16 protein-coding genes are annotated in these 15179 nt (G+C 70.6%); 10 read left to right on the top strand and 6 right to left on the bottom strand.

Going from position 1 to position 15179, the window contains the following annotated elements; translation table 11 throughout:
• Positions 1-16: 16 nt before the first annotated feature.
• The 3 genes from ACTWQA_RS28990 to ACTWQA_RS28980 form a co-directional block, all read right to left on the bottom strand.
• Entirely contained in the window at positions 17-397 is a 381-nt protein-coding gene (locus ACTWQA_RS28990; RefSeq protein ID WP_443162223.1) for a globin, read from the bottom strand.
• A 10-nt stretch (positions 398-407) separates the two neighbouring features.
• Positions 408-1271, bottom strand: a complete 864-nt coding sequence (locus ACTWQA_RS28985) for a mechanosensitive ion channel family protein (protein ID WP_443162222.1) — start codon at positions 1269-1271, stop codon at positions 408-410.
• Between the two features lie 561 nt (positions 1272-1832).
• The gene (locus tag ACTWQA_RS28980) at positions 1833-2117 is read right to left on the bottom strand and encodes a hypothetical protein (RefSeq protein WP_305915202.1); all 285 of its coding nucleotides are present in this window, start codon (positions 2115-2117) and stop codon (positions 1833-1835) included.
• 275 nt (positions 2118-2392) lie between these two features.
• Here ACTWQA_RS28980 and ACTWQA_RS28975 point away from each other — a divergent pair, with 275 nt between their 5' ends.
• The 5 genes from ACTWQA_RS28975 (at position 2393) to ACTWQA_RS28955 (ending at position 8464) form a co-directional block, all read left to right on the top strand.
• Complete coding sequence (locus ACTWQA_RS28975) at positions 2393-3943, top strand: XRE family transcriptional regulator (protein ID WP_443162221.1); 1551 nt, start codon at positions 2393-2395, stop codon at positions 3941-3943.
• Positions 3940-4428: a GNAT family N-acetyltransferase gene (locus ACTWQA_RS28970; protein WP_443162220.1), complete on the top strand. Its 489-nt coding sequence runs from the start codon at positions 3940-3942 to the stop codon at positions 4426-4428. The genes ACTWQA_RS28975 and ACTWQA_RS28970 overlap by 4 nt, the downstream gene beginning before the upstream one ends.
• 343 nt (positions 4429-4771) lie before the next feature.
• Positions 4772-6034 carry a DMT family transporter gene (locus tag ACTWQA_RS28965; protein WP_443162219.1) on the top strand — a complete coding sequence of 421 codons (1263 nt, stop codon included), beginning with the start codon at positions 4772-4774 and terminating at the stop codon, positions 6032-6034.
• 271 nt (positions 6035-6305) lie between these two features.
• Positions 6306-7943 carry a tetratricopeptide repeat protein gene (locus ACTWQA_RS28960; protein WP_443162218.1) on the top strand — a complete coding sequence of 546 codons (1638 nt, stop codon included), beginning with the start codon at positions 6306-6308 and terminating at the stop codon, positions 7941-7943.
• A gap of 68 nt (positions 7944-8011) precedes the next feature.
• Positions 8012-8464 carry a hypothetical protein gene (locus ACTWQA_RS28955; protein WP_443162217.1) on the top strand — a complete coding sequence of 151 codons (453 nt, stop codon included), beginning with the start codon at positions 8012-8014 and terminating at the stop codon, positions 8462-8464.
• 18 nt (positions 8465-8482) lie between these two features.
• Here the strand turns inward: ACTWQA_RS28955 and ACTWQA_RS28950 are convergent, their stop codons facing one another.
• Entirely contained in the window at positions 8483-10219 is a 1737-nt protein-coding gene (locus ACTWQA_RS28950; RefSeq protein ID WP_443162216.1) for an NmrA family NAD(P)-binding protein, read from the bottom strand.
• An 86-nt stretch (positions 10220-10305) separates the two neighbouring features.
• On the opposite strand from ACTWQA_RS28950, the gene ACTWQA_RS28945 reads away from it, so the two are divergent.
• The 3 genes from ACTWQA_RS28945 to ACTWQA_RS28935 are packed head-to-tail and all read left to right on the top strand — an operon-like array spanning position 10306 to position 12462.
• On the top strand, positions 10306-10932 hold the full coding sequence (locus ACTWQA_RS28945) for a TetR/AcrR family transcriptional regulator (RefSeq protein ID WP_443162215.1): 627 nt from the start codon (positions 10306-10308) through the stop codon (positions 10930-10932).
• Positions 10933-10948: 16 nt separating this feature from the next.
• A complete protein-coding gene (locus ACTWQA_RS28940) occupies positions 10949-11719 on the top strand; it encodes a hypothetical protein (protein WP_443162214.1) in 771 nt (256 codons plus the stop codon).
• Complete coding sequence (locus ACTWQA_RS28935) at positions 11719-12462, top strand: MBL fold metallo-hydrolase (RefSeq protein WP_443162213.1); 744 nt, start codon at positions 11719-11721, stop codon at positions 12460-12462. Before ACTWQA_RS28940 ends, ACTWQA_RS28935 begins: the two co-directional genes overlap by 1 nt.
• On the opposite strand, the gene ACTWQA_RS28930 is transcribed toward ACTWQA_RS28935, so the two are convergent.
• A complete protein-coding gene (locus ACTWQA_RS28930) occupies positions 12443-12886 on the bottom strand; it encodes an NUDIX hydrolase (RefSeq protein WP_443162212.1) in 444 nt (147 codons plus the stop codon). The two genes, ACTWQA_RS28935 and ACTWQA_RS28930, sit on opposite strands and share 20 nt — an antisense overlap.
• Positions 12879-13241 (bottom strand): ArsR/SmtB family transcription factor, encoded by a 363-nt coding sequence (locus ACTWQA_RS28925; protein WP_443162211.1) that lies wholly within the window; start codon positions 13239-13241, stop codon positions 12879-12881. Before ACTWQA_RS28925 ends, ACTWQA_RS28930 begins: the two co-directional genes overlap by 8 nt.
• 33 nt (positions 13242-13274) lie before the next feature.
• Between ACTWQA_RS28925 and ACTWQA_RS28920 the strand changes: the two genes are divergently transcribed.
• Both ACTWQA_RS28920 and ACTWQA_RS28915 read left to right on the top strand, forming a co-directional pair.
• Positions 13275-14156, top strand: a complete 882-nt coding sequence (locus ACTWQA_RS28920) for an LLM class F420-dependent oxidoreductase (RefSeq protein WP_443162210.1) — start codon at positions 13275-13277, stop codon at positions 14154-14156.
• Positions 14157-14204: 48 nt separating this feature from the next.
• Entirely contained in the window at positions 14205-15170 is a 966-nt protein-coding gene (locus ACTWQA_RS28915; RefSeq protein WP_443162209.1) for an SDR family NAD(P)-dependent oxidoreductase, read from the top strand.
• Positions 15171-15179 lie beyond the last annotated feature (9 nt).

Below are 15179 nucleotides of genomic sequence, written 5' to 3'. Positions count from 1 at the left end.
GGCGTCTCATGCCCCGTTATACGGCTGAGTTCACCAGGCTGTGGGCCGCGTAGACCAGATAGTCCCAGAGCTTGGTCTCCAGCTCGTCCGGGAGATCGAGCGAGTCGACCGCGTCCCGCATGTGCCGCAGCCAGGCGTCCCGCTCCGGCTCGCCGATCACGAACGGCATGTGCCGCATGCGCAGCCGCGGGTGGCCGCGCTGCTCGCTGTAGGTCTTGGGGCCACCCCAGTATTGGATCAGGAAGCCCCGCAGCCGCTCCTCGGCGCCCGCCAGGTCGGGCTCCGGGTAGAGCGGCCGCAGCACCGGGTCTTCGGCGACTCCCTCGTAGAAGCGGTGCACGAGGCGGCGGAAGGTCTCCTCGCCTCCGACGGCGTCGTAGAAGGAGGTCTCAGTCACGCTCATTAGCTTATGCCGTGGGGACCATCGTGACGCCCGCGGCGTCCAGCGCGGCCTTGACCCTGAGCCTGAGCTGCCTGGCCACCTCCGCCTGAGCGGACGGCAACGTCTTGGCGGTGATGCGGAACACCAGCGAGCTGTCCGACAGCTGCTCCACGCCGAACACCTGCGGCTGCTCCACGATCTTGGCCTCGCGCAGCTCGGAGTCGGCCCAGATCTCCTCCGCGACGTGCTCCAGCAGCACCTTCACGGTCACGACGTCGGTGTCGTAGGGCACAGGCACGTCCATGTACGCCCGCGACCAGCCCTGCGACTCGTTGCCGACCCTGGTGATCGTGCCGTTGCGGACATACCAGACGCGGCCGTCCACGTCGCGCAGCCTGGTGACGCGCAGCGTCACGGCCTCGACCGTGCCCACGGCGGGCCCCACGTCGATCACGTCGCCGACGCCGTACTGGTCCTCCAGCAACATGAACATGCCCGCGATGAAGTCCTTGACCAGCTCCTGAGCACCGAAGCCGATGGCCACGCCGAGAATGCCGACGCTGGTCAGCAGCGGCGCGATCGGGACGGTGAGCCGCTCGAGCACAGTCAGCGCCGCGGTGCCCATGATGACGATCGAGGCGACGTGCTTGAGCACCGACCCCATCGTCTCGGCCCGCTGCTTGCGCCGCTCGTGCAGCAGCGCGTCGATGCCGTCGGTCGCGGCGGCTCTGCGGAATCTGTTCGTGAGCGAGCCACCTGTCGCCGCGCGACTGACCACCCGCGCGATCACCTTGTGGGCGATCTTGCGGATCACGAACGCGAGCACGACGATCAGCACGATCACGATCGCGCTCGACACCAACCCCGCCCAAGGCGCATTCCCAAACATCCCGACCAGGCTAGAGCAAAGCGGGTCGTCTGTGCAGGTCATGGCCATCTGCTGAGCCACTTTGTCCATGTCGAGGCTTGATGGCGTGGACTCGGGCGGTGGCGCCGGCGTCACCAGCAGTAACACTGAGTGGATCCCCCTCCGGAAGCGGTTCGGCCCGGCTGCTTGGACCGTTTCGATCTCGATCCAAAATACCGCCGGCCGAACCGCCCGCCGTCACATCACGCCGGGGAAGACGGGGTCGCCTGCTCTCTGGGCCGCGGAGGGAGAGAGCCGGCGCTCCGGTGACGGACGGCTCGGAGCAGGACACACACCCGGAAGCATGTCCTGCGCCGGTTCCGAGAGGGATCCCTCGAACACCCGCCCGGCGGACCGGTCGGGTGGCTTGGTGCGTACGGGTGCGAGCCGTACGGAAGGTGACGCGATGAAAAGCGGAACCGGCGGAGTGACCAGGGCCCCGGCATACCAGGACCCTCCGCACCGGTCACCCCGCCGGCTCCGTATGGCCGCGGTGGGTGCGGTGAGCCGCGGTGGCTGCGCTCCACCCGGATCACCGCGTCGTCACTCTCCCACCGCGGCGAGCACGCGGGCGACCTTCGTCGCCGCACCGGCCGGGTCGTCGGCCGTGTGCATCCGCTCGCCCCAGGACCAGCAGTACCACCAGTCCGGGATGTCGGACACGGCTGTCGGCCGACAGGTCACGTTCTCGGACAGGCTGGTCGCGTTCGGGTTGATCACCCGTACGAACCGGCGCCCGCTCTGCGCTCTGACCACTCGTGCGAGCAAGCCGAGCGCGCCGAGTTCGGCCACGAGACGCTCCAATAGCTCGAAGTCGTCGTCCCCCACCGTTCTCGTCCTCCCTACGATCGCTGCTGGTGGGCCCAAGATGTCTCATGTCGGCGGCGGACGCAACGCGTGGTTCTTCGCTACAGGGAGTTGCTTTTCCCTCGTAGGTTGTAAGAAACAGCCCCTCGGAGGACGATCCTTAACCGTAATCTGGAGAACGGCGTTTCCAAGCCGCCCTCATTGCTTCATAGTCATGGGTAGGCGCACAGCAACCTGGCGACTACCATCAGTCACCAGTTGTGGACCGGTCGAGACTTGCGTTGAGAGGGGCCGGGATGACCGGCAGGCAGCACAGGGAGACGGAGATCGCGCGACGGATCCGGGCCGCGGGCCTGGCCGCCGGGCGCACGTCGGCCCAGATAGCTGATGAAATCCATGAGGCGTGCACGACCCACTTCAGCACGACCCGCATCAAGGCGCACCGTCTGTCCCAAGGGATCGCGCTGGCCGATGTCATCGAGCAGGTCAGAGCCCTGTTCGAGCGTGACAAGAAGCCGATGCCGGGGATCGGCGAGACGCTCCTGTCGGCGTACGAGAGCGGGCTCAAGCGTCCCGGACCCGAATACCTGCACTACCTGTGCACCGTCTACCGCGTCGAGCCGGCCTCGCTCGGCTACGAGGGGCCGTGCATCTGCGGCCACGGCCATCGGATGCCTGCCCTGAACGGTGAGGTGCGCGAACGCGCCCCGCTCGTGCCGATGGAGCGCGAGCTCGTCATCCATCCGATGGGGCCCGACCCGGACGCCCAGGAAGACGAGAACATTCTTCGCCGCATGCTCTTAAATCTTCTCAACGTGGACACCTCCCCCCTGGCGGAGCTCGACGGTCCCGTTCTCGGAGCCTGCGAGGGCATCAGGCGCCGGATGGACGAGACCCTCGTGTCGGCCACCGTGTCGGCGGCGATGCTGGACCAGTGGGAGGAGGCGACGAGCAGTTTCGGCCGCCAATACACCACGACGGCCCCGCTGCGACTGCTGTGCGACGTGCTGCTGGAGCTCAGCGCCGTGCGCACGGCCATGTCCCGCCGCCAGCCGACGGACCTGGCCGAACGGCTGTGCAGGATGGCCGCCCAGCTGTCCGGGCTGAGCGGCATGATTCTGATCAACCTCGGCGATCATCGGCTGGCCCGGGCGTTCTTCCGCACCGGGCGCACCGCGGCCGACGAGACGGGCGACCGCGCGCTGCGTGCGTGGGTGTGCGCCCGCGAGTCCCTCGTCCCCCTCTACTTCGGCGACGCCCGTGAGGCGCTGCACCTGGCCAAGAAGAGCCGGGACCTGGCCGGCTCGATGCCGTGCCCGGCACAGGCCATGGCGCCGGTCGTCGAGGCCAGGGCGCTGGCCATGATGTCCGGGGCGGACAGCAAGAAAGAGGTCGTCGACCAGGCCAAGCGCGCGCTGGCCCGGGCCAGGAACGCCTTCTCGCACATGCGCGAGGAGGACCAGGAGGACGTGGCGTTCGGCTACACCGAGAAGCAGCTCTTCTTCTACCAGGGCGACGTGCTCACCAAGCTGGGCCAGACGATCGAGGCGGAGCTGGTCCTCGACCAGGCCCTGACCAAATACGAGGACCACATCGTCGACCAGACGCTGATCAGGCTCGACCAGGCGCAGTGCCGACTGATCGACGGCGACGTCGACGAGGCGCTCTCCATCGGCACCAAGGCGCTGCGGCTGGTGGGCGACGAATACCTGACCGATTTCATCGTGCGTCCGGCCCTGGCGCTGGAGCAGGCGATCTTGTCCAAGAACGCCAACGCTCCAGGACTCGAAGATTTCCGGTCCGCGTTGCGGCGGTCCAAGAACCAAGTGAAAGGGGGCGGTGCATGAAGGTGACGATCCGGCGCTATCGCTGGTCCGATCTGGACACCATCCTCGCGCTCCATCAGATCTGTCTCGCTCAGGTCGGCCTGGTCCCCGGCGACGGCGTCTACTACGACGACGACTTCCCGCGCATCCAGGAGATCTACCTGGCATGCGGCGGGGACTTCCTCGTGGGCGAGGTGTCCTCGCGGGTCGTCGCCATGGGTGGCCTGAAACCCGTGGACACCATGACGGCGGAGATCTGCCGGCTGAGAGTCCATCCCGAGTTCCAGCGGCGTGGCTTCGGCGCGGCCATGCTCGTCGCGCTCGAGCAGCGCGCGGTGGAGCTCGGGTTTCACACCGTCATCGGAGACACGACACTCAACCAGGAGGCCGCGCTCGCGTTGTACGAGCGCCAGGGCTGGCGAGAGCTGTCCAGGCGGCGCGTGGGCGACCTGACCGTCGTCTACCTCGAGAAACGTCTGGTCCTGTCGGCCGTCCTCGAGCTCTGACCGCCCATAGACGACGTCTGTGGACGGGATCCCCGCAGTTCCCGAACGGCCCCACTGACCCCCTCCTGGGGCCGCACCCCCGGTGATCACCCCCGGATACCCCCGGCGTGACGTCCCCGCCGATCTCCGCCGTCAGACGGCGTGACTTGTTCTCGGTGCATTTCCCGCAGGAAGAACTCATTTCCCATTTACGGGACATGATGGAAAATCCGCGGCTCAGGCCGTCTCCTGGTATGGATGTGCAAGCCCGTGGGTGAGGGTCTTAACTCCGAGTGGTAGAGGAACCTCACCGGCTGCTCCCTGTACATCACCGGCTGCAAATTGTAGTGAGATGCTTTTGCGCATGACAGTCGTGCCTGCTCCCCGCCCCCTCCTGGGAGCCGTGCTTCTGTTGTTCGTCAGCGCCGCTTGGGGGTCGGCGTTCCCACTGATGAAGGATCTCATCGAGCGGTTACCAGTGGAGGATCTGCTCGCCGAGCGCTATCTGATCGCCGCGCTGACGCTTCTCCTCATCAAGCCAAACTGCTTTCGGGGGCTTCCACGGGGCACGTGGATCAACGGGGCCGTTCTCGGGGTCATGTTCGGGATCGGGCAGACCGCCCAGGCCATAGCGCTGGGAAGCCTGCCGTCGGCCGTGTCGGGGTTCGCCGTCGGGTGCAGTGTCGTCATCACGCCGATCCTGGCGCTCATCCTCTTCAAGTCCAGGGTGCCGCGCCGGATCTGGGCAGGCGTGGCGCTGGCCCTGGCCGGAATGACCGCGTTCACCCTGATGCGCGGGGTCGAACAGCACGAGTTCTCACTGATCGCGCTCGCGGCCACGCTCTTCGCGGCGGGGCTCTACGCCGGCCACACGCTCATGCTCGGCCAGTTGTCCAAGCGCGGCACGTTCCACCCCTACGCGCTGACCGTGATCCAGCTCTTCACCATCGGGCTCCTGACGGGGGTCGTCGGGGCGCGCGACGGGATCACGCTGCCGGCCGACGCGCCGGACTGGCTGCTGCTGGCGCATCTGTCCGTGATCTCGTGCGCACTGGGCTTCCTGGCCCGCTCGTACGGCCAGGCGCACGTTCCTCCCGTGCCGAGCGCGATCATGATGTCGTCGCAGCCCCTCTGGGTGGCGATGATCGCCGTGATCTGGTTCAACGAGCAGGTGGGCTGGAGCATGATGGTGGGCGGCGGGCTGATGGCGGGGGCGATGTTGCTCGCGCTGCCGTCCCGGGAAACTGCGCGCGGCACGGAACGCAAGCGCAAGAACCACGATCTTCTCGTCGTCTCCCGCGCGGCCGCCAAGGCGCTGGCCGACCTGAAGGTCAAACGTACGGACCCGCTCCGGCTCGACAGGGGGACGGCGGCGCCGCATGTCGCCAAGGGCGCCTGCACGGACGTCGCGTCGTGCCCCTGGAACACCCGCTCGCTCAAGGGCGGCGGGGAGCCGAGCGTGGAGCGGCTGATCGAACGGGCCACCCTCATCATCCGCGCCAAGAATCTGCCGGGGCCCGGCTGCTGCCGGTCGGTCACGCTGCTGGGTCGCTGCCTGTGCGACTTGATGGGAGAATCCGACCAGGGGCGTAGCACCGGATTGCTCCGCTGGTTTCGGACCAAATAGGTTACATTATCCAATCAAAAGGCAACTGCTTCTTATCCATGCGCCTCGGGCTTATTCACCGCGAACCTTGATATTCGTAGGGGTGCCCTAATAATGGGGAATCACCCCCGAGTGGAGAGGTACGCGTCATGAAGCGCATCGTCGTCCGCAAGCCTGGAACCGCGAGGCTCGCAGGGATCTCCAGCGTCATTCACAAGGGGTGACTGAGGCGAGGTCCCATCTCAGGGTCCAGGGCGAACCACCTTCCAATTGGGGGGCCGCGCGGCTGCTGATGCCACCGATAGACGGGCATCGGCGGGCGCGCGGCCCTTACACCGTCGCCGCGGCCCTGTTGCGCCGCTTGGTTCCGCAGGTCCTGGAACGATCCGCCGATCTGGTGCGGGCCCATGACATCGAGATCCTCGCGGCGGCGCCCGAGCTGGCCGATCTGGTCCCTGCCGGGCGGGTCACGATCGACGCGGGACTGGCCGACGACGAGCGCATCCTCGTGCCGGCGCCCCGCCGTACGCTGCGGCTGGCCAACGGAATCACGGAGTTCGTCCGCGACGCCGTGTCCCCGGGGCGTGCGCTGGCCGTGTGCAACGTGGCCGAGGCCGACCCGACCGACATGGAGTTGCTCGATGTCATGGTGCGGCGGATCACACCGGCCACGCTGGCGATCATGCTGTACTCGGACGGACCCGAGCCCGCCCCCGACATCCGCGGCGCCGACGAGCTGTGGGCGACGGTGGATCGCTCCATGCGGGAGGGCTACCTGCACGCCGTCGTCGAGCTGGGGGAGCGCGGCATGGCCGGCACAGAGCCGGGCGGGGCGCGGTGGTGGGCCTTCGCCCAGCGCACCGCGACCGCGCTCGGCGGGCTCGGACGCACCGCGGAGGCTCTTGCGGTGTGGGACCGGGTGCGCGCGGTCAGCCAGGATCCGGCGATGCACGCCGCCAGTGCGTACGGCACCGCCATGCTCGACGCCCGCCACCCCGACCCCGCCCAGCGCGACCTGGCCAGGGCCAGACGCTGGATCAACGAGGCGATCGCCATCTCCACCATCCTGCCCGACCCCGCCGAGCGGGCCTTCAAGCTCGGCTTCGACCGCAACGGGCTGGCCCTGATCGAGCTGCGGCTCGGGCGCCTCGGCTCCGCCTTGTCGCTGGTCGAGTCGGCCATCGAGCTGGCCCGTGAGCTGGGGGAGCGGCATCCGCTGCACCGGATGGTGCTGCTGGCCAACCGGGCCCAGCTGCTGGCCGCGCTGGGGCACACCAAGGAGGCGCTGGAGGACTACGCGGCCGCGATCGCCATCGACCCCGCCTTCCCCGACTACTACCTGGAACGCGGGAACCTGCTGTTCAAACTCGGGCAGCACGAGGAGGCCCTGGCGGACTACGAGCGGGCCATGCGCGCCGGGCCGCCGCTGCCCGAGGCCCACTACAACCGGGCCGAGCTGCGCATCATGCGCGGCGACACCGGCGGCGCGCTGGCCGACCTCGGCCGGGTGATCGAGCTGGACCCCGACTACCTGGACGCCTACATCAACCGGGCCGGGCTGCTGGCCGCCGTGGGACGGGACGAGGAGGCCATGGCCGACGTCACGGCCGGGCTCGCGCTGGTGCCGGGTAACCCGCACCTGCTCACGGTCCTGGGTCAGCTGGAGACGACGTCCGGCCGGCTCGCCGAGGCCAGGGCGGCGCTGGACCTGGCCGTGGAGGGCGCGCCCACGCTGGCGGCGGCCTGGGGGAACCGGGGAGTGCTGCGGTACACGGCCGGGGATCTGGAGGGCGCGATCGACGACCTGAGCCGCGCCATCGAGGTACAGCCGCAGCCGGATCTCTTCCTCAACCGGGCCATCGCCCTGCGCGCGCTGGGCCGCGACGCCGATGCCGACGCGGACGAGCGCCGGGCGAGCCTGTTCTCCTGACGGTGCCGGCGGCTGCCTGGCCGCACAGAGCAGAGTGCCGGGCTTCGGCTGGTGGGAGTATTGGTGGCATGACGGGGCGGATGGGGCGGGCGTGTGCGGTGTGCGCGGCCCTGGGGATGCTGTGGTGGGCGACCGTCCGCCTGGCCTGGGCGGGCGTGGGCTGCGAGGACTGGGGGTGCCTGATCCCAGCCGTGGGGGTGGTCATGGTGATCTCGCTTGCCCTGCTCGCCGGGGCCGCGCTGGTGCTGGAGCGGGTGGACGTACGGCCCGGGCGGCGGGTGGCGCTGGTGGCGGCCGGCGCGCTGGTGGCGTTCAGGCTGGCCGGGGAGACGCTGCCGTCGTGGACGTCCCAGGTGGCGGACGCCGTCGCCGCCGGGGCGGCGTTCGCGGGCGCGGGGGCCGTCGCGGCGTTCGTGACGGAGGCGGGGGTGGCCAGGCGCTGGAAGGTGGCGGCGGCCGTGGCGCTGGTGGCCCTGGGGCCGGTCGCGCTCGCCGTGTCGCTGGCGAGGTCCGGTCTCTGAGGCGCCGGGGAACGCCGGTCAGAGGCGGCTCCGGAGGAATGACTCGAACGTCGTGAGCCCCGGGTGCTCCTTCCTGAGAGCCTCGAGGTCGGCCTGGTAGCCGCTCTCCTGGAACCACTCGTACATCCGCTCCCCGCCGGCCGGTTGTGGCGCGAAGCTGGTGGCCACGCCGGTGACCCGCTCGTACACCTCGGCGATCTCGTCCCCGGTGGGGGCCTCGCCGGCGATCTCCAGCCGCCTGCCCACGTAATCGGCCGGGTGGTCGAACGCCTCGGCCGCGAAGTACGCGATGTCCTCGGGTGCGATCATCTGCATGCGCTGCCCGGGGAGGAACGGCAGTTCGATCACCCGCTCGCCGTCCGGCGCGTCGGCGTAGTAGAGCAGGTTCGTCATGAAGAAGGTCGGGCGCAGAATCGTGGCGGGCACGCCGGCTGCCGCGATGTGCTGTTCGACGGCGAACTTGCTCGCGAAGTGAGCGATCCCGGTGTCGCGTTCGGCGCCGCCGACCGAGCTGTAGACCAGGTGTGCCACGTGGAGCTCCTTGGCCGCGTCGGCGATCGTCGTGCCCTGGCGGACCTCTCCGGCCAGCTCTTCCTCCGTCCACGCGAACGCCTGCATGCTGAAGACGCCGTGGACGCCTGCCAGGGCCGTGCGTACGGAGTCCGCGTCGTTCAGGTCCCCTTGTACTGGTGAGACGCCGGCGGGGAGGCGGGCGGAGTCCGGGTCGCGGACCAGGGCGCGGACCGACCAGCCCCGGGCGAGCAGCTCACGGGCCACCGCCCCGCCCTGGTTGCCGGTCGCGCCGGTGACCAGGATGGTCCGCGCCCGTGCGGGCAGCAGCAGGGTCTTGCCGGTGACCGTGCGCGATTCGATGGCCGCGTGGGCCTCGGCGGCGGACTCCAGGGGGAGCACGGCGCCGATCGTGGGACGCAGGCGACCGGCCACGGCCTCCGCCAACGCTGCCCGCGACAGCTCGCGCAGGTCCGTCTGAGGCCAGGGGACGGCCGTCACGCGGGGGCCGGGGGTGGTCATGGGGCCGCCGGCCATGCCGTACACGCTGAGCCTGCCCCTGTCCTTCAGCAGCCCCTGGGCCGCCGCGCCGATGTCGCCGCCCACGCCGTCGAAGACGACGTCCAGGCCGCCGGTCGCGGCGCGCACCACGTCGGTCCATTCCGGGTCGGTGTAGTCGACGGTCAGCTCGGCGCCCAGGCTCGCGGCCAGGTCCCGCTTGCCCGCGCTGCTGGCCGCGCCGATCACGCGCGCTCCGGCGGCGCGGGCCAGCTGCACCAGCAGGCTGCCTACGCCGCCGCCCGCCGCCTCCACCAGCACCCACTCGCCGGGCTGGGGCGCGGCGGCCCTGGACAGGCCCACGGCGGTACGCCCGTCGGCCAGCAGCGCCACCGCGGTCTCCAGCGACAAGCCATCGGGCACGGGGATCAGGTCGCCGGCGCTCGCCACCGCCAGCTCCGCGTAACCCCCGGAGCCGCCCAGCGTGCTGACCACCCGCGTGCCGACCAGCGACGCTTCCACGCCCTCGCCCACCGCCAGCACCGTGCCCGCGATCCCGTTGCCCAGGATCGCGGGCAGCTCGGCCCGCCGCGGCCCCCGGTCGGCGCGCACCTGCGTCTCCACGAACGTGACACCCGCCACCGCGACCTCCACCAGCACCTGCCCGGGCCCGGCGACGGGATCCGGCACCTCCTCGGCGACCAGCGCATCCGGCCCGCCGTACTGCCTCAAGACCACCGCACGCATGACATACCTCCACAGTTATCCGGAGCGATCCGCTCCGAAATCTATATCGGAGCGGATCGCTCCGCAACCGGGCTATCCTGAGCGGCATGGCGACACGCGGCAGGCAGGCCGAGGCGGCGCGCAACGATCTGCGGCTGCTGCAGGCGGCGCACGAGGTGTTCACCACGCAGGGGTTCGACGCGCCGGTGTCGGCCATCGCCAAGCGGGCCGGCGTGGGCATGGGCAGCCTCTACCGCCGCTACCGGACCAAGGAGGAGCTGCTCCAGCGCCTGTGCCTGATCGCCATGGAACGCGTCGTCGAGGCCGCCGAAGCCGCGCTCGCGGAGGAGAGCCCGTGGGCCGGCCTGGAGCTCTACGTCCGCACCTGCGTGGGCCTCAGGTCCGGCGCGCTGGCGCCCGTCGCGGGCACCATCGAGGTCACCGACGAGATGTGGCGGACCTCGCGGAAGGCCACGGAGCTGGCCGGCCGGCTGATCAGCCGGGCGCGCGAGGCCGGCGTGCTCAGGAACGACGTGACCATGCTCGACGTCTCGCTGCTCATCGAGCAGTTCAGCCGCCCGGCCCCCGGGCCGCCCAGTGAGCAGCACCAGCAGGTCAAGCAGCGGTTGCTGGCCATCGCGCTCGACGGCCTGCGCGCGCCGGCGCGGACGGAGCTGCCCGGCGACCCACCGAGCCTGGAGTGGTACGAAGGCCGTTGGGGACGGCACCCGTAGGTCTACGGTTGGGTATGTGGCGTTCAACGAGCTGCTCGACGACCTTGATCACAGCGCCGGCGTCCAGGCCGCCGGCATCAGGCGCGGCTACGGCGGGCCGCCCGCCCGCACGGTCGGCGTCAGATCCGGTCTGGCGCGGCTGCGCTGCGCCTCGCTGCTCAAGCCTCTGTACGCGTGGGTGAGCGCGGACCACATCCCCGACGCCGACCGGTGGCGCCGCCACGCCGAGCCCGCCGTCGTCGTGTCGTCCAACGCCGACACGCTCAACCTCTGGCTCGCCGTCGGGCCCGGCGTCATCCTCGACGGCATCCGCCGGCGCACCGGCGTCGCCTGGTCGCCGCCCAACGGTGACCCGTCGCGGTTCGGCTCCGTCGAGGTGGCCGCCGACGAGGTCGCCACCGCCTACGCGGCGTTCGCCCAGTCCGCCGTCGCGGGCGATCCGGTGGCGGCGACCGTCCTGGAGTGGATGCGGCAGGTCGGCGCGGAGCAGGCGTTCGGCGTGCGGGACGCGCTCGGGGCGGCCGACGCCGGGATCAAGTGCGGCTGGTTCGGCGCGCCCGACGAGACCTGCCTGCGTACACATGCCGTCGCCGTCCTGCCGCAGGGCGGCACCCGGGTCACCGTGATCGTCGGAATGACCGCGCTGCCCTACACTGACGCACGCGAGCGCGAGATCTACCGCGAGCGCGTGGCCAAGGGGCTGTCCGTGGAGCACACGCATGAAAAGCTCGCGGGCACGCTGTTGCGCGAGCTGATGGCGACCACGCTGGCGGAGCTGGGGGGCTGATGAGATTCACCGTGCTGGGCGGGTGTGGCGCCTGGCCCGCGGCCGGTCAGGCGTGCAGCGGATATGTGCTGGAACACGAGGGCTTTCGCGTCCTCATCGATCCCGGCTACGCCGTGCTGCCGCGGCTGCTGGAGCGGATGAGGGCCGGCAAGGTGGACGCGGTGCTGGTCACCCATGGCCACCCGGACCACTGCGCCGACCTCAACCCGCTGCTGCGCGCCCGCGCCCTGGCCGATGCGCCGGCGGCGAGGCTGCCGGTCCACGCCCCGCCGGGCGCGCTGGACGCCGTGCTCGCGCTGGACAACCGCCGCATGCTGGCGGGGAGTTTCTCCTCACAGGAGCTCCGTCCCGGCACGCCGGTCGAGATCGGGCCTTTCCGCCTGGACGTCTTCGACCTGCCGCATCACGTGCCCAACGCGGGGCTGCGGCTGAGCGGTGGCGGGCGGGTGATCGCGTACACAGGGGACACCGGGCCGTCGGCCGAGTTGCTCTCCCTGGCCAAGGACGCCGACCTGCTGGTGGCGGAGGCGACCTACCCGCAACAGGTGCCCGACGAGGACGCGCCTTACCTGTCCAGCGCGCTGGACGCGGGGCGTACCGCGTCATCGGCCGGAGCGGCGCGGTTGCTGCTCACCCACCTGTGGCCGGACACTCCGGCGGAGCCCGCGCTCGCGGCGGCGGGCCGCTCCTACTCCGGCCCGCTGTCGGTCGCCTCCGGCGGCCTCACCCTCGATCTCGGGTGAGCATGTCGATGACCTTCGCCAGCTCCGGCGGGTCGACCGCCGCGGGCAGCTCCTCGGCCCACGCGTAGCCCCGGTATGCCTGACGCTCCTCCTCCGTGAGCTCTCCCGGATCGACCGCCGGGCGGGGTGTGCCGAACCTGGCCAGGTAGAAGGGCTCGGTCTTGACGTAACGGACGCCCAGCCAGGTGAAATCCCGCTCGACCTGGACGCAGTGGTCCAGGACGGCCTCGCCGGGCAGCCCGGTCTCCTCGGCCAGCTCCCGCCTGGCCGCCTCCAGCGGGGTCTCGCCAGGGTCGATCCCGCCGCCCGGCGGCTCCCAGACGTCGCTGCGGCTGACGTGGTCGTACCAGTGCATCAGCAGCACCCTGCCGTCCCGGTCCAGGCAGACGACGCGCGCTGCGGGGCGGTCGCTCGGGTCAGTCATCGGGAGCCTGCTCCTCGCTCAGAACCAGCGCCAGCAGCCCGGGGAACCGCTCCTCGAACTCGGCCCTCCTCAGGCGGTTGAGTCTGCGGCTGCCCTCGTCACGCTGCTCCAGCAGGCCGACGTTGCGCAGGACGGCGAAGTGGTGGCTGAGCGTGGACTTGGCGACCGGCAGGTGCGTGAACGTGCCGCAGGGACGGGTCCAGTCGGGCACGCCGGCCAGCTCGCGGACGATGCTGCGGCGTACGGGGTCGCCGAGGGCGTCGAGGACGGCTTGGAGGGAGACCTCGAGTGGAGAAGTGTGCGTGAGGGCGCGTGCTCTGTTCGACGTCGGTCGAACACTCGTGTAGTGTTCCATCTCGATCGAACATCCTACGCGAGGGGAGCGACCGTGGACATCGGCCGCGTCGGAGTCTGGCATCCCATGATCGGCAAGGCCCCCGCCGAGGAGGCCCGGCGGGCGGCGGCCCGGATCGAGGAGCTGGGTTACGGCACCGTCTGGGTCAACGAAGGCTGGGGCAGCAAGGAGCCGTTCACGGTGGCGGCCATCGTGCTGGCCGCCACCGAGCGCATCGTCGTCGGCACCGGCATCGCCAACCTCTGGGCCCGCGACGCCATGACCATGACGGCGGCGGGTGTCGCGCTGGCCGATGGTTACCCGGGCCGTTTCCTGCTGGGCATCGGCGTCAGCCACGCCCCTCTGGTGGGACGGCGCGGGCACGATTACGGCAAGCCGCTGAGCACGATGCGGGCCTACCTCGAGGCCATGGACGAGGCCGCGCGGAGCCTGCCTGAGGCGGGCTCGCCGAGGATCCTGGCCGCGCTGCGCCCGAAGATGCTGGAGCTGTCCCGGGACCGGGCGGCCGGCGCCCACTCCTACTTCGTGCCGCCGGAGCACACCGCCCAGGCCCGCCGCATCCTCGGGCCCGACCGCCTCCTGATCCCCGAGCAGGCGGTCGTCCTGGAGTCCGACCCGGCCCGCGCCCGCGAGATCGCCCGCACCCACATGGCCTACTACCTGACCCTGCCCAACTACCTCAACAACCTGCGCACGCTGGGCTTCACGGACGCCGACTTCGCCGACGGGGGCAGCGACCGCCTGGCAGACGCCATCGTGGCCTGGGGCGATGCGGACGCCGTCGTCAAGCGGGTCCGCGCCCACCTGGACGCCGGCGCCGACCACGTCGCCATCCAGCCCTTGTCGCCCGACGCCCCGGACCTCGCCGACGCTCTCACCCAGCTCGCTCACCTCGCCCCTGCGCTGCCCCTGTAGAGCCATGCGGGTTGACCTGGAGCGCGCTCCACTTCGTAGCGTGGGGACATGACAACGCCACAACACAAGATCGGGTCGGGCTTCGGCGCCAGGAGCACCGCGGACGACGTGCTCCAGGGGATCGATCTGTCCGGGAAGCTGGCGATCGTCACCGGCGGCTACTCCGGCCTTGGGCTGGAGACCACACGTGCGCTCGCCCGGGCCGGCGCCCGCGTCGTCGTTCCCGCCCGCCGTCCCGGCACCGCTCAGGAGGCGGTCGGGGGCATCGACGGGGTCGAGGTGGACGAGCTCGACCTCGCTGACCTGGAGAGCGTACGGCGGTTCGCGGAGCGTTTCCTCGCCACCGGTCGCAGTGCCGAGTTCGTCATCGCCAACGCGGGCATCATGGCCTGCCCTGAGACGCGGGTCGGTCCTGGCTGGGAGGCGCAGTTCGCGACCAACCACCTCGGGCACTACGCACTCGTCAACCGCCTGTGGCCGGCTATCGCCCGCGGCCGGGGCCGGGTCGTGACCGTCTCGTCCGGTGGTCACCGCCATTCGGGCATCCGGTGGGACGACGTGCAGTTCGAGCGGGGATATGACAAGTGGCTGGCATACGGGCAGGCGAAGACCGCCAACATCCTGTTCGCCGTGCAGCTCGACGCGCTCGGGCGAGACGCGGGAGTGCGGGCGTTCTCGCTGCATCCCGGTGCCATTCTCACACCGCTGCAGCGGCATCTGCCCAAGGAGGAGATGGTGGCGGCCGGGTGGATCGATGAGGCGGGCAACGCGCTGGACCCCAGCTTCAAGACGCCCGAGCAGGGCGCGGCGACCCAGGTATGGGCGGCCACCTCGCCGCAGCTGGCCGGCATGGGCGGCGTCTACTGCGAGGACTGCGAGATCGCGGAGGTGACCATCGAAGACAACCCTGGGCGGGGAGTGCGCCCCTACGCGATCGACCCGGATGAGGCGGCCCGTTTGTGGCGGCTCTCGGCCGGCCTGACCGGCGTCGACGCCTTCGCCCCAATCCGCTGACCACGGGGT

Origin of the sequence: Nonomuraea sp. 10N515B, assembly GCF_052245915.1 — a bacterium.
Classification (GTDB): domain Bacteria; phylum Actinomycetota; class Actinomycetes; order Streptosporangiales; family Streptosporangiaceae; genus Nonomuraea.
The sequence above is the reverse complement of the archived record's forward strand: the minus strand, read 5'-3'. Positions and strand labels throughout refer to the sequence as shown.